Raw genomic sequence first — 13593 nt, 5'->3', positions numbered from 1 at the left:
AGGTTGATCTGTCATATTGGTAGTCTAGAAAATAATTGCAGTCAGGGCGTGGGAAGATGATTGAATTTAATAAGGTATCGATGCAATTTTCTGATGAACGCTATGCCGTTCAATCTGTTGATTTGGAGATTCAGCAAGGTGAGTTTTTTGTATTGATTGGACCTAGTGGCAGCGGGAAAACGACGACATTGAAAATGATCAATCGTCTCATTTCTTCTACAGAAGGTGAGATTTACATAAAGGGTCAAAAAATAAGTGATTTTGATATGTATGAGCTGCGCTGGGATATCGGTTATGTTCTGCAGCAAATTGCGCTTTTTCCTCATATGACCATAGAAGAAAATATTGCTGTGGTGCCAGAGCTTAAACAATGGAGCCGGAATGAGACCAATCAGCGTGTCGATGAACTCATGTTGATGGTCGGGCTTGATCCTGCTATGTATCGGCAACGAAAGCCAGCAGAGCTCTCTGGTGGACAGCAGCAGCGTGTCGGTGTGGCACGTGCACTTGCAGCTGATCCTGAGATTGTCCTGATGGATGAACCTTTTAGTGCGTTAGATCCATTAACGAGGGAGAAATTGCAGGATGATCTGCTTGATTTGCAGCGCCGCATACAAAAAACCATTGTTTTTGTGACGCATGATATGCAGGAAGCTATGAAGCTTGGTGATCGGATTTGTGTGATGAATGAAGGAAAAGTAGTGCAGATCGGACGTCCTGAGGAATTGGTTCAACATCCAGCCAATGCTTTTGTAAAGGAGTTTGTTTCAGGGGCTGCCCGCCATGTGGGACATCAAGCTTTTGAGCTGGAAACCTTGGCCCACCCGATGGCTCACGAAGCTCTTTTCCTCTATGAGGCGGTCTCAGCAGATGCCACACTGGATGAAGCCTTGTCTCTATTGGCAAAGCACGAGGAATTGGCTGTTGAAAAGAATGGAGAGCGGATTGGACTAGTGAATCGTCAAGCAGTGATTCAGTTTTTAGCTGATTCTTCTAAAGAGAGGGGCGAGTCACATGAATGATTGGACCCGTGTGTTATGGGAACGAAAAGAACAATTGGGGCACGCTTTACTAGAGCATATTCAAATTTCTTTTATTGCTTTATTTTTAGCGATTTTGATTGCCATTCCATTAGGTATCTATTTAACGAGGGTTCCAAAGCTAGCGGAATGGGTCATTGGGGTGACGGCTGTCTTGCAAACGATTCCGTCGCTTGCACTGCTTGGCTTGCTGATTCCTCTCGTGGGGATTGGGCAAGTGCCTGCGATTATTGCGCTTGTGGTCTATGCCTTACTCCCTATTTTAAGAAATACATATACAGGCATTCAGGAGGTCGATCCTTCCTTGAGAGAAGCAGCGCTTGCCATGGGGATGAATCATCGCAAACGGTTATTAAAGGTAGAGCTTCCACTTGCCATGCCAGTCATTATGGCGGGTATCCGAACCGGGATGGTACTCATTGTGGGGACCGCCACTCTGGCAGCACTGATCGGAGCTGGGGGATTAGGAAGCTTAATTCTGCTGGGAATTGATCGAAATGATATGTCGCTCATTGTCATTGGTGCGATACCAGCAGCCTTACTCGCACTTTTATTTGATGTGGTGCTGCGAACCTTTGAGAAAATTCCCTTTAAAACGACTGTGATCTCTGTAGCTGTTTTTGCTCTGATTGCAGGAGCAGTTGTCGCTGCCCCCTCGCTGTTTCAGCAAGAAAAGAAAGAAATCACCATTGGCGGAAAGTTAGGATCAGAGCCTGAGATTTTGATCTCGATGTATAAGCTTTTAATTGAACAGGATACAGATATTCAAGTGAACCTGAAGCCCGGTCTTGGTAAAACGTCCTTTGTTTTCCAGGCTTTACGCTCTGGTGATATTGACATTTATCCCGAGTTTACGGGTACAGCGATTTCCGAATTCCTCAAAGAAACAGCAAAAAGCACAGATAAAAGAAAAGTGTATGAGCAAGCGCGGCGTGGATTGGAATCGTCCTTTCAGCTCCGTCTTCTTGAGCCCATGGCATACAACAATACGTATGCTTTAGCCGTGCCGCAGTCACTGGCTGATCAATATGAGGTGTCCCACATTTCAGATCTAGGTAAGATCAAAAACCGTATAAAAGCTGGATTTACCTTAGAGTTTTCTGATCGTCAGGATGGGTATCGAGGCATTCAAAAAGCTTATCAATTTTCCTTTGACGATGTTGTGACGATGGAGCCGAAGCTTCGTTATCGAGCGATTCAAAAAGGAGATATCAATTTGGTCGATGCGTATTCGACAGACAGTGAATTGAGACAATACAAATTAAAGGTGCTTGATGATGATCAGCATGTTTTCCCGCCATATCAAGGAGCACCGCTGCTCAGGCAGGAGACATTAACTGAATTCCCTGAGATTGAGACCTCTCTCAATAAGCTTGCGGGTCAAATCACAGACGATGAGATGAGAGAAATGAATTATGAAGTCAATGTGAAGGAGAAGGATGCATTTCAGGTAGCGAAGGCCTATTTAAAAAAGAAAAAATTGCTGCAATAATCAAGGGAAAGCAGAGCTGTTTCATGCAAAGCAGCTCTGCTTTTTTAAAAGAAAAACAAAAAACATTGACATTTATTTAAAAACATCATATCCTTAATTCGAGATAAATATATTTTTTTGATCTAATATCTCGAATTCGAGATAATATAAAGGCGTCAGTAAAGACATAATGAATAGAGGTTTCTTACTTCAATTAGGAGGTCATGAGAAGTGAAAAAAACAGAAGGAATTCACCATATTACAGCTATTGTAGGTCATCCTCAGGAGAACGTTGATTTTTATGCAGGTGTTTTAGGACTTCGTCTCGTGAAGAAGACCGTGAATTTTGATGATCCGGGCACATACCATTTATATTTTGGAAATGAAGGCGGCTCTCCAGGGACAATTATTACGTTTTTCCCTTGGCCGGGGGCACAAAAAGGTCAAATTGGTGCAGGGCAAGTGGGCGTGACGACATATGTTGTACCGACAGGCGCTTTCTCTTTCTGGAAAGATCGTCTTGAGCAGTTTAATGTCTCTTATGAAACGGTTGAACGTTTTGGTGAAGCTTTTCTCTCATTTGAAGATCCACACGGCTTATTGATTGAGCTGGTAGAGCGTGCGGAAGGAAAGCAAAACGAGTGGACCTTTAATGGTGTCACACCAGATGTAGCCATTAAAGGATTTGGCGGAGCTGTTTTATTAACTTCGCAGCCGGAGCAAACGATGCAGCTGCTAGAGCAAACGATGGGACTTGAACGAGTCGGAGCAGAAGGAGACTATGTGAGATTCCGTTCGTTTGGTGAAATAGGCAATGTCATTGATGTGAACATCACACCTGTTCCACGAGGACGTATGGGTGTTGGAGTTGTGCACCATATTGCATGGAGAGCAACAGATGATCATGATCAATTAGATTGGCAAAGACATATTGCACAAAGTGGGTATCAAGTGACACCTGTGCAAGATCGAAATTATTTTAATGCTATTTATTTTAGAGAGCTTGGCGGCATATTATTTGAGATCGCTACTGATCCTCCAGGGTTTGCACACGATGAATCAGTGGAAACAATGGGTGAAGCATTGAAACTGCCACCGCAATATGAGGCGCAGCGCAGCCAGATTGAACAAATTGTGTTTCCAATTGAAGTGAGAGAAGTTAAAGGGAAAGGAGATTCATGATGAAGCATCTTTTTCGAAAAGGAAAGAATGAACAAAGACCTGTCCTGTTATTACTGCATGGAACTGGCGGGACGGAAGAAGATTTATTGCCGCTTGCACAGATAGTAGACCCTGACGCATCTGTTCTTAGTGTGAGAGGGAATGTATTAGAAAACGGCATGCCGCGTTTTTTCAGACGTTTGGCAGAGGGTGTATTTGATGAACAGGATTTGATTGAGCGTACTGAGGAACTATATACATTTATCGGCGAAGCAGCTGATGAATATGGATTTGATCGTCACAATGTGGTAGCTATCGGATATTCCAATGGGGCAAACATTGCTGGAAGCTTGTTATTCCATTATGGGGATGCCCTAAAAGGCGCCATCCTGCATCATCCAATGGTTCCAAGACGCGGAGTTTCATTGCCTTCATTAGCGGGGAAACAAGTCTTTATAGCAGCAGGTGAAAATGACCCAATGTGCCGTCCAGAGGAATCACAGGAGCTGGAGCAATTGCTGCAGGGTGCAGGTGCATCGGTTACACTTCATTGGGAAAATCGCGGACATCAGCTAACGAGAGAAGAAGTCGATGCTGCGGCTTTATGGTATCGTCGTCAATTTTAAATAAGGTGGGGAATACAGGTGGGATTTTTACAGAAGCTTTTTGGGCAAAATAAACAAAAGGAGATGGAACAAATGGAAAACGTAAAATTAGCGATTATTTATTATAGTTCAACAGGTACAAACTATCAGATGGCGAAATGGGCTAAAGCTGGAGCAAAAGAAGCTGGCGCAGAGGTCAAAGTATTAAAGGTTGCTGAATTGGCACCAGAAGCAGTTGTCGCTTCAAATCCAGCATGGAAAGCACATTTAGACGAAACAAAGGATGTGCCAGAGGTTCAATTAAGTGATTTAGAGTGGGCAGATGCCATCATCTTTAGCATGCCGACACGTTTCGGTAACCTGCCAGCTCAAATGAAGCAGTTCTTAGATACAACAGGCGGCTTGTGGTTCCAAGGTAAATTGGCAAACAAAGCAGTCAGCGCGATGACTTCAGCTCAAAACGCAAATGGCGGACAGGAGCAGACGGTTCTCAGCCTATATACGACGATGTTCCACTGGGGAGCCATTATTGCCGCTCCTGGATACACAGATGATTCCTTATACGGTGCAGGGGGCAACCCTTATGGCGTAAGTGTCACTGTTGACCAAAATGGAAAAATCCAAGAGGATGCAGAAGCAGCTGTGAAACATCAGGCAAAACGTACAGTCAATGTAGCAGAATGGATCAAAAAAGGTCAAAACGCTTAATAGATGTAAACAAAAAGAATGCAGCCTCGCCGCTGCATTCTTTTTTTCATTAATAAGGATCTGATGGTGTGCTGTTGTTGATGGCTTCGTCCACGGCTTCGGCAGCGCCTGTAGAGCCGATAGGTCCGCTTGGCTGCTCTTGTTTAAAGGCTTTTAAGCCCTCAGCGACACGCTTTCCGTAATCAGGGTCTGCTTTTGTAAAGTTTTCGATCATTTGGTCTTGAATGTCCTTTTGACATGTCGCAAGGGTATTGACTAAGTTCTTAATCAGTTCCTCACGCTCCCAATCATTAAAACGGCGATACGTTTCTCCTGCTTGTCCAAAGTTGTTCGGGCGGTCAATGGCTTCTCGTTTGACTTCACCCTCTACAAAAGGCGTATGATCCTTTCCATCCTGTTTGGCTTCTTTTAATCCCCCGAGGATCGACGGCTCATAATTCACATGGGGATTTTGCCCTTTGCCTTGATCGACATGGTATTCCATTTGTCCATCTCTTTGATTGGTGGCGACATGCTTTTTCGGTGCATTGATCGGCAGCTGTAAATAGTTTGGTCCTACACGATATCGCTGCGTGTCAGAGTAGGAGAAGGTGCGGCCTTGTAGCAATTTATCATCTGAGAAGTCCAAGCCGTCTACGAGTACACCAGTACCAAAGGCAACCTGTTCGACTTCTGCGAAATAGTTTTCTGGATTTTTGTTTAATACCATCCGTCCGATTGGTTTCCATGGATAGTCATCCTTGTACCAAAGCTTTGTCGGGTCTAGCGGGTCAAAGTCGAGGTGAGGGTGGGCATCATCTTCCATGATCTGTGCATATACCTCCCATTCAGGAAAATCTCCTTGCTCAATCGCTTCATATAAATCCTGTGTGGCATGGTTAAAATTTTCTCCCTGGATCGCTTGCGCCTGTTCTTGGGTCAGGTTGCGAATGCCTTGTTTCGGTTCAAAATGATATTTAACCAGCACGGCTTTTCCTTCATGATTGACCCATTTGTACGCATGGACACCTGAGCCTTGCATGTGCCGGTATGTAGCTGGGATGCCCCATGGTGAAAAGAGAAATGTCACCATATGCGTCGCCTCAGGTGATTGTGAGACAAAATCAAAAATACGCTCGCCGTCCTGACGATTGGTGACAGGATCAGGCTTAAAGGCATGAACCAAATCAGGGAACTTTAAAGCATCTCGAATAAAGAAAATCTTCAGGTTGTTCCCTACGAGATCCCAGTTGCCTTCCTCTGTATAAAATTTAATCGCAAAACCTCTCGGATCACGTAATGTTTCTGGCGAATGACCGCCGTGAATCACAGAAGAAAAACGAACGAAAACAGGCGTCTTTTTTCCTTTTTCCTGAAATAATTTCGCTCTCGTATAGGTAGAGATGGGTTCATCACCAAATGTGCCGTAGGCTTCAAAATAACCGTGAGCTCCAGCACCGCGTGCATGAACGACACGTTCAGGGATGCGTTCACGATCAAAATGACTGATTTTCTCTAGGAAATCGTAGTTTTCAAGCGTAGTGGGTCCTCTATTCCCAACAGTTCTCATATTTTGATTGTCTGTTACGGGATGACCTTGCCGATTCGTTAACGTTTCTTCTGACTCTGAAGATGATTTAGGCTGTTGATCTTCTTTCAATTCGAATCCCTCCTTCAATATCTCCCTAACAATATGGTCATGTTGCTCCCTATTTCATACAAGGATTGATATAATGATTGAAAACTTTCACGAGGAGCAAACCAGATGATTCGATTACACTGCCTTCACGCCCATCCGTCCAATCAGTCATATATAGAAGATGTTTTTGGTGATACAGATGTTGATTTGCATCACACAGTCGATTCATCATTTATAGAACGGGCCACTCAAGATCCTGCATTTGATCAATACAAGCAGCAAACGTATGCTATCAACAGATTAAAGCAAGAAAGTGAAGCCGATCTCATTCTGCTCACATGTACACAATACATTGCTGCTCTAGGTGATCAGCAGCACCATTTCAAACAACCGATTGTTCCGATCGATGAACCGTTATTTGAGATGATTTGTGAGAAACAAGGGCCTCTTCAACTGGTGTTTTCCAACCCAGATACAGTGGAAGGGACGATGCAGCGGCTTGAATCATATGCCACAGAGCGGGGCAAACAGGTTGAAGTGGAATTGGTTGTGATGGAGGATGCCTTTCATCTCTGTCTAAACGGTGATATGCAAGCCTATGATGAACAAATCAAGGAGCAGCTGAGAAGATGTATGAAGCAAAAAGGGAAAGACATTTGTGTGATGCAGCTTTCGATGGTTCATGCGGCACAGCAGATGGAGCAGGAGACAGGCGTTCCTATCATTCATCCGCTTTCTTCACTAAAACAGTTTGTTCATCAAACACTATCCGCTTGGAAAGAGTGAACCCATCAGGTTCGCTCTTTTTGTATAGGAACGTAAATGCGATGACATGTTAAAAAAATAACCGAGCGCAAACTATTTTCAAAAGGTGCGCGTCTATCCAATGTAAGAAATAACAGATGCGCATTTAAGATAAAGGAGCTCTTTGTAAAATGAAGAAACGAAAAATAGACGATCAATTTGCGGATTACGTCATGGAACATAAACACAGTTTTTATCGGTTGTCCTATAGTTATGTCAAAAACCCAGAAGATGCTATGGATGTTGTTCAGGAGGCCATTCATAAAGCACTCAAATCTGTTCACCGATTAGAGGATGCGAGCAAAATGCATAGCTGGTTTTATAAAATCGTGGTGAACGCTGCCCTAGACTTTTTACGAAAGAAGAAACGGGTGCAGGTGACAGATGATGATACGCTTGAATTCTTATCTCAGGGCGAATCAGATGTATACGAGGATCAAGACGTCAAACGGGCTATAGAGGATTTGCCTGAGATGTATCGGGTCATCATTATTTTGAGATTCTTTGAAGATTTAAAACTAGAGGACATCGCCCAGATTCTCGATGAAAATGAAAACACCATTAAAACAAGATTATATAAGGCGCTGCGGCTTTTAAAAGTAGAATTATCACAGGAGGAAATATAAATGGATAAGTATTTGGAACATTTAAAAGATGAATATTTAGAAATCCCTATTCCACCGGAATATGATGCGATGGTTGAACGAACGTTAAAAAGAAAAAATAAAAAACCTCATTTTCAGCAATGGACAATAGGACTTGTTGCGGCGGCAGCTCTTTTTGTCACAACGGTTAATGTCAGTCCACAGGCAGCAAGAGCGATTTCAGAGGTGCCTGTCATTGGCGAGCTGGTGAAAGTCGTAACGTTTACAGAATTTAAAAAGAGCGATCAAGGAACGAATATTGATCTTAAAACACCACACGTTTCAGGACTTGGGGACGGAACATTACAAGACAGCCTGAATCAAAAATATTTAGCTGAAAACAAAAAGCTGTATCAAGATTTTGAAAAGGAAACAAAGGGGTATAAAAATGGTCATTTAAGTGTTGAGAGCGGTTATGAAGTGAGAACGAACAATGATCAAATCCTTTCACTAGGCCGATACAAGGTGACGACTCAGGCTTCTGCGGCAGAGGAAATGACATATGATACGGTTGATAAGAAAAACCATGTCCTCATTACATTACCAAGCCTGTTTAAAGATGACCGTTATATTGATGTAATTAGTGAAAATATTAAAGAACAAATGAAGAAACAGATGAAAGAGGATTCAAACAAAATGTATTGGATTGGCAAGCAAGATATGGCGGAACCATTTAAGAAAATTAAGCCGGATCAAAACTTCTATATCAATTCAAAAGGAAAGCTTGTGATTTCCTTTAATGAATATGATGTGGCACCTGGCTACATGGGTGTTGTTGAATTCACGATTCCAACAAGCGTGCTAAAGGATGTTCTCGTTAGTGATATGTATATTCATTAAAAAGAATATAGACAAAAAAGACTGCTGAATGATTCAGCAGTCTTGTCGTGTTGATTAAGAAAGTGCGTCTGTCAGCGCTGGTACGACTTGTTTCTTTCTTGATACAACACCTTTTAGTAAAGCTGTGTTGTTTTCAAGCGTGACGTTAAATGCTTTTTCTACTTTTGCTGCTTCAGCACCGAGTGCAAGAGCAAGGGAGTCATTTTCCAAAATGTCTGTGATGACTAAAACAAATAGATCAAGACCTTTTGCTGCAATGACTTCATTGATTTTCGCTTCAATGTCAGCCTGTCTTGCTGTCACTTCAGCAATATCTACTGTATTGACTTGTGCAATTTCGACTTTGCTTTTGCCTAGTGCGAATTCTTTTGCATCAAGTGTAATTAATTCTTGAACCGTTTTTTGGCTTAGATCAGCGCCTGCTTTGAGCATATCTAGACCGTAAACTTCTGGATCTACCCCTGCGATTTTTGCAAGCTCATGTGCAGCATCAATATCTTGCTGTGTGCATGTTGGGGATTTGAATAATAAGGAATCAGAAATGATCGCAGATAAAAGCAAACCAGCGATTTCTTTTTCAATCGTCACTTGGTTTTCTTTATACATTTTGTTTAAGATCGTTGCTGTACAGCCTACAGGCTCTGCACGATAGTAAAGAGGTTCACTTGTTTCAAAGTTGGCAATACGGTGGTGGTCAATGACCTCAGTTACTTGTACTTGATCAATATCGCTTACACTTTGCTGGAATTCGTTATGATCGACAAGAATGACTTGCTTTGTTTCATTTGCAGCCGTTTCAATGAAACGAGGTGCTTCTTGTTTAAAGAAATCTAATGCGTATTGTGTTTCTCCATTGATTTCTCCAAGTCTGACGGCTTCTGCCTGAACGCCGATTTTGTTTTTCAGATCAGCGTAAGCAATAGCAGAACAAATCGTGTCTGTGTCAGGATTTTTGTGTCCGAATACGAGTGTTTTTCCCATGTGAATTCTCCTTCTTACATTTATTGATGATGTTTCTATTCTAACAGCTTTTGACCTTGAATTCAGGGTTTATAGCTAAGAATAATCTAAAAAATTGTAACATGCTGTTTGAAAACTTGCATGTGCGGTTCCATATCGGTGTTCCACGTGAAACGCTCCCAGGACAGCCTGCATTTTACTTGAGATTTACCGCTATGGTAAAATAAAGGTTGGGGCAAGACATGATGGAGCTGACATCATACGTATACATAGAAGTACACATTGAGCAAGATATAGACAAAAGGATTGGATAGAGGTGAAGGTGTGAAACAAACAAAAGCGTTAGTAGAGGGCGCAATCATGATGAGTATTTTTGCGGTCATGATGCTGTTTTATTTGTATGTGCCGCTTTTATCTATTATTTTCTTTCTAGCTGCTCCGATTCCGATCATCCTCTATACAATCAGACACGGCTTGAAAAAAGGAATTGCTGCTGGCGCTATTGGCATAGTGATCAGCTTTTTAATTGGGTCTATGGCTGGACTCATGAGTGCACCTATCTTAATTGCCGTCGGATTAGGCATGGGTGTTTTCTACAGCAGAAGGCAGCCTGGGAATGCCATCATTACAGGTGCGCTGCTTTATTTATTCAGTATTCTCATCTCCTTTGTTGTCAGTGTTCAGCTCTTTCAAATCGATATTATGAATATTGCGAAAGAGTCGATTGAGCAAATGATGCCGATGGTAGAGAGTGTTTTAAAGCAATCCGGGGCTTCTGAAAAGGACATAGCTAAACAGCTCAAACAGTTTAAAGAGATGCAGGATACGGCATTAAGTGCTTTACCTGTAGCGTTATTGATTTTGGTGACGCTGATGGCTTTTGTGAATCACTGGTTCGTGCGGCCTTTGCTCAAACGGTTTGTTTCAGACATGCCGTCCTTGAAGAAATTTAAGGATATGCGACTGCCAAAAAGCATGGTATGGTATTATTTACTCACATTGCTTTTGATGCTGATTCAGACGGAAAAAGGCAGCTTTTTATGGCTCGTTCAAACGAGTGCGTTTCAAATTTTATTTATACTGGTGCTTATTCAGGGATTTTCTTTTCTCTTCTATTATTGCCACGAAAAAAACATCTCAAAAGCGGTACCCATTTTCGCTGTCGTGTTAACGGTTTTCTTTCCGCCAATCGGTGTGATTGTGCGAATTATAGGGATTGCTGACATAGGCTTTGATTTAAGAGAAAAAGTAAAAAACAAATAATTCACTCTGAATGTTGAGGAGTTGATATCAGTGCCAAGCTTCTATAGAAAACCTGTCATCAAGTATCCGATCTTCGCGTTAATTGTTCTTGCGGTGGTCACAGTCCTCCTCAACCTTTATTTCAATTGGATCATAGGAGCAGTTGGTCTTATCGTCCTTGCAGGTGTGCTCTACTTCTTAAAGTGGGCAGATACGCAAGTGCAGAAAGAGATTGATTCATATATTTCAACATTATCCTATCGAGTCAAAAAGGTTGGAGAAGAAGCATTAATGGAGATGCCAATTGGTATTATGCTGTTTAATGACCAGTATTATATCGAATGGACCAATCCGTTTCTCGCTTCGTGCTTTCATGAAAGCACACTTGTCGGCAGATCCTTGTACGATACATTCGAGTCTATTGTGCCTCTTATTAAACAAGAGGTCGAGACCGAAAATGTGACGCTGAATGACCGGAAATTCAAAGTCATTATTAAACGGTCAGAGCGCCTTTTATATTTCTTTGATGTCACGGAACAAGTGCAGATTGAACGACAGTACGAAAATGAACGAACGGTGTTATCTTATATCTTTTTAGACAACTACGACGATGTCACGCAGGGCCTTGATGATCAAGTTCGCAGCGCGATTAATAGTGAAGTGACGTCTTTGCTCAACAATTGGGCACAAGAATACGGTATTTTCCTGAAGAGAATTTCGTCTGAACGATTTATGGCGGTTCTAAATGAGAGCATTTTAGCTGAGCTTGAAGCGTCAAAATTCTCCATTTTAGACGAGGTCCGTGAGAAAACAGGGGCACATAGTGCGACGCTTACTCTGAGTATCGGGATCGGTGCGTCCGTTCCTTCCTTGAAAGAGCTTGGAGCACTTGCCCAGTCGAGTCTTGACCTTGCCCTCGGACGAGGCGGGGATCAGGTCGCCATTAAACAGCCGAATGGAAAAGTGAAATTCTACGGTGGAAAAACGAATCCAATGGAGAAACGGACACGCGTACGCGCACGGGTCATTTCTCATGCTTTAAAAGAAATTGTATCTGAAAGCGGTAATGTCATGATCATGGGGCATAAGTTCCCCGACATGGACTCGATCGGTGCATCCATTGGGATTTTAAAGGTCGCCCAGGCCAATGGAAAAGAAGGCTATATTGTCATTGATGCCAATCAGATTGGCGACAGTGTTCAACGCTTAATTAGTGAAATTAAAAATTATGAAGAGCTTTGGTCACGTTTTATCACCCCAGAGGAAGCAATGGAGCTTGCAAAGGATGACACATTGCTTGTCGTCGTGGATACACATAAACCGTCTCTCGTTATGGAAGAACGGCTGCTGAATAAGATTGAAAATGTCGTGGTCATTGACCATCATAGACGCGGCGAGGAATTTATCCGTGATCCTTTACTTGTTTATATGGAGCCGTATGCTTCATCTACAGCAGAGCTTGTGACAGAGCTTTTAGAATATCAGCCGAAGAAATTACGGATTAACATGATTGAGGCGACTGCGCTTCTGGCTGGGATCATCGTTGATACGAAGAGTTTCTCCCTGAGAACGGGGTCAAGAACGTTCGATGCAGCATCCTACCTTCGTGCAAAGGGAGCAGATCCTGTCCTTGTGCAAAAGTTCTTAAAAGAAACCGTCGATCATTACATCAAACGAGCAAAACTCATTCAGCATACAGAACTGTATCAAAATCAGGTGGCCATTGCTTCATTGCCATCTGACAGGTCGGAGTATTATGATCAAATTACGATTGCCCAGACAGCGGATTCCCTGTTGTCAATGAGTGAGGTAGAAGCGTCATTTGCTGTCGCTAGACGAGATGACGACACAGTATGTATTAGTGCTAGATCATTAGGGGATATCAACGTTCAAATTATTATGGAAGCATTAGACGGCGGCGGTCATTTGACTAACGCTGCTACCCAGATTTATGGTATAACCATTGAAGAAGCGGTAGGGAAATTAAAGGCTGCCATTGACGAATATTTCGAAGGAGGGGTTCAAAGATGAAAGTCATCTTTCTAAAAGACGTAAAAGGCAAAGGAAAAAAAGGCGAAGTCAAGAATGTAGCTGACGGATACGCGCACAACTTTCTCATCAAACAAGGGTTAGCTGTTGAAGCAACTCCAACGAACCTAAGCGCATTGGAAGGGCAGAAAAACAAAGAGAAAAAGAATGCCATCCAAGAGCTTGAACAAGCAAAACAATTAAAAGAAACACTTGAGGCGTTAACAGTGGAACTCACTGCAAAATCAGGTGAAGGCGGCCGTTTGTTTGGCTCGATTACAAGCAAACAAATCGCTGATAAATTGCAAAAAGATCATCAAATTAAACTCGATAAGCGTAAAATCGAGCTGAATGACGCCATCCGTGCATTAGGTTATACAAATGTACCGGTAAAGCTTCATCCAGAGGTACAAGCAACGTTAAAGGTACATGTGACAGAGCAGGCATAAGCAGAAAAGAACCCGTCTCACGA

13 protein-coding genes are annotated in these 13593 nt (G+C 42.5%); 11 read left to right on the top strand and 2 right to left on the bottom strand.

All coding sequences use genetic code 11. The features are described 5' to 3' along the window. Positions 1-56 precede the first annotated feature (56 nt). The 5 genes from NSS65_RS19385 (at position 57) to wrbA (ending at position 4985) form a co-directional block, all read left to right on the top strand. Positions 57-1022 (top strand): ABC transporter ATP-binding protein, encoded by a 966-nt coding sequence (locus NSS65_RS19385; protein ID WP_326135166.1) that lies wholly within the window; start codon positions 57-59, stop codon positions 1020-1022. Further along, positions 1015-2532 carry an ABC transporter permease/substrate-binding protein gene (locus NSS65_RS19380; protein WP_046312557.1) on the top strand — a complete coding sequence of 506 codons (1518 nt, stop codon included), beginning with the start codon at positions 1015-1017 and terminating at the stop codon, positions 2530-2532. Before NSS65_RS19385 ends, NSS65_RS19380 begins: the two co-directional genes overlap by 8 nt. Before the next feature lie 210 nt (positions 2533-2742). Then, positions 2743-3693, top strand: coding sequence for a ring-cleaving dioxygenase (locus tag NSS65_RS19375; RefSeq protein WP_046312559.1), 951 nt, complete (start codon positions 2743-2745; stop codon positions 3691-3693). Beyond that, positions 3690-4298 (top strand): alpha/beta hydrolase, encoded by a 609-nt coding sequence (locus tag NSS65_RS19370; RefSeq protein WP_034622294.1) that lies wholly within the window; start codon positions 3690-3692, stop codon positions 4296-4298. The genes NSS65_RS19375 and NSS65_RS19370 overlap by 4 nt, the downstream gene beginning before the upstream one ends. Before the next feature lie 72 nt (positions 4299-4370). Then, positions 4371-4985 (top strand): NAD(P)H:quinone oxidoreductase, encoded by a 615-nt coding sequence (gene wrbA / locus NSS65_RS19365; protein WP_326135167.1) that lies wholly within the window; start codon positions 4371-4373, stop codon positions 4983-4985. Between the two features lie 49 nt (positions 4986-5034). On the opposite strand, the gene katX is transcribed toward wrbA, so the two are convergent. After that, the gene (gene katX / locus NSS65_RS19360) at positions 5035-6624 is read right to left on the bottom strand and encodes a catalase KatX (RefSeq protein ID WP_326135168.1); all 1590 of its coding nucleotides are present in this window, start codon (positions 6622-6624) and stop codon (positions 5035-5037) included. Positions 6625-6729: 105 nt separating this feature from the next. Between katX and NSS65_RS19355 the strand changes: the two genes are divergently transcribed. The 3 genes from NSS65_RS19355 to NSS65_RS19345 all read left to right on the top strand — a co-directional run bounded on the left by NSS65_RS19355 (position 6730) and on the right by NSS65_RS19345 (position 8891). Further along, positions 6730-7389 (top strand): aspartate/glutamate racemase family protein, encoded by a 660-nt coding sequence (locus NSS65_RS19355; RefSeq protein WP_034283626.1) that lies wholly within the window; start codon positions 6730-6732, stop codon positions 7387-7389. 149 nt (positions 7390-7538) lie between these two features. Then, positions 7539-8033 (top strand): RNA polymerase sigma factor, encoded by a 495-nt coding sequence (locus NSS65_RS19350; protein ID WP_034283625.1) that lies wholly within the window; start codon positions 7539-7541, stop codon positions 8031-8033. Further along, on the top strand, positions 8034-8891 hold the full coding sequence (locus tag NSS65_RS19345; protein ID WP_034283623.1) for a DUF3298 and DUF4163 domain-containing protein: 858 nt from the start codon (positions 8034-8036) through the stop codon (positions 8889-8891). 54 nt (positions 8892-8945) lie between these two features. On the opposite strand, the gene NSS65_RS19340 is transcribed toward NSS65_RS19345, so the two are convergent. Further along, positions 8946-9872 carry a manganese-dependent inorganic pyrophosphatase gene (locus NSS65_RS19340; protein ID WP_024424048.1) on the bottom strand — a complete coding sequence of 309 codons (927 nt, stop codon included), beginning with the start codon at positions 9870-9872 and terminating at the stop codon, positions 8946-8948. Between the two features lie 303 nt (positions 9873-10175). On the opposite strand from NSS65_RS19340, the gene NSS65_RS19335 reads away from it, so the two are divergent. From NSS65_RS19335 to rplI, 3 genes are read left to right on the top strand one after another with little or no spacing between them, the layout of a single operon-like run. Further along, on the top strand, positions 10176-11114 hold the full coding sequence (locus tag NSS65_RS19335) for a YybS family protein (RefSeq protein ID WP_034283621.1): 939 nt from the start codon (positions 10176-10178) through the stop codon (positions 11112-11114). Between the two features lie 30 nt (positions 11115-11144). Continuing rightward, on the top strand, positions 11145-13124 hold the full coding sequence (locus NSS65_RS19330) for a DHH family phosphoesterase (protein ID WP_046312571.1): 1980 nt from the start codon (positions 11145-11147) through the stop codon (positions 13122-13124). Then, a complete protein-coding gene (gene rplI / locus NSS65_RS19325) occupies positions 13121-13570 on the top strand; it encodes a 50S ribosomal protein L9 (RefSeq protein ID WP_008359128.1) in 450 nt (149 codons plus the stop codon). The genes NSS65_RS19330 and rplI overlap by 4 nt, the downstream gene beginning before the upstream one ends. The last annotated feature ends 23 nt before the right edge of the window (positions 13571-13593 follow it).

The organism is Bacillus sp. FSL K6-1006 (genome assembly GCF_038593175.1).
In the GTDB taxonomy this organism is placed as follows: Bacteria; Bacillota; Bacilli; order Bacillales; family Bacillaceae; genus Bacillus; species Bacillus safensis.
This window is presented reverse-complemented; position numbering and strand designations above follow the sequence as displayed.